We start from the raw sequence: 869 nt of genomic DNA, 5'->3' as shown, positions 1-869 counted from the left end.
GACTCGGGTGGGCGGGCCACGTCACGGGGTGTGCAGTTGGCCCGGCTGGGCCTGCATCCTCGGCTGGGGCGGGCGTTGTTGGACTCGGGTCCGGCCGGCGCCGAGGTTGTCGCACTGCTCAGCGAGGAGGCTCCGCGGGAGTACGGCGATGATCTTGCCGGGGCTTTGCGGCTCGCTCGGCGTGGGGGTGACGCCTATGCGGCGCGGTGGCGTACGGAGGTTCGGCGGCTGCGGGCCGTAGCAACAGAATCTCCCCACGCACCCACCCGAAACCCGGTACCGATGAAGGGAACCGTCGAAGCCTCGGCAGCTGCCGTACGCGACGACGCCCTCGTAGGCCTCGTCGCCGCGCTCGCCTATCCCGAACGTGTCGCCAAGGCCGACGGCGGTTCCTACCTCCTCGTCTCCGGCACCCGCGCCGAACTCCGCGACAACAGCCCTCTCCGCGGCGCCCCTTGGATCGCCATCGCCGCGGCCGACCGCCCCATCGGCAAAGGGCACGCGCGCGTGCAGCTCGGGGCGGTGGTCGACGAGGACGTCGCCCGGTTCGCGGCCGGGGCGCTGCTCAGCGAGGTGGACGAGGTGCACTGGGCCGGCGGTGACGTCGTGGCCCGGCGCGTCGAGCGGCTCGGGGCGGTCGAGTTGGCGGTGCGGCCGCTGCGGGACGCCGACCGCGTCGCCGTACGGGAGGCGCTTGTCGAAGGGCTGCGGCAGGAAGGGTTCGGGTTGCTGCGGTGGTCCCCCGATGCCCAAGTGCTGCGGCAGCGGCTCGCGTTCCTGTACCTGAACGTCGGGGCGCCCTGGCCCGACGTGTCCGACGACGCGCTGCACGCACGCGTGGACGAGTGGTTGGAGCCGGAGTTGGGGCG

1 pseudogene is annotated in these 869 nt (G+C 73.1%); it reads left to right on the top strand.

Going from position 1 to position 869, the window contains the following annotated elements:
* Positions 1-869, top strand: a pseudogene (locus tag JHN63_RS51535) (ATP-dependent helicase HrpB); the annotation flags it as partial.

Source organism: Streptomyces sp. MBT65, assembly GCF_016612545.1.
Classification (GTDB): Bacteria; Actinomycetota; Actinomycetes; order Streptomycetales; family Streptomycetaceae; genus Streptomyces.
Note: the sequence above shows the minus strand (reverse complement) of the source record. Positions and strands in the feature narration are given on the sequence as shown.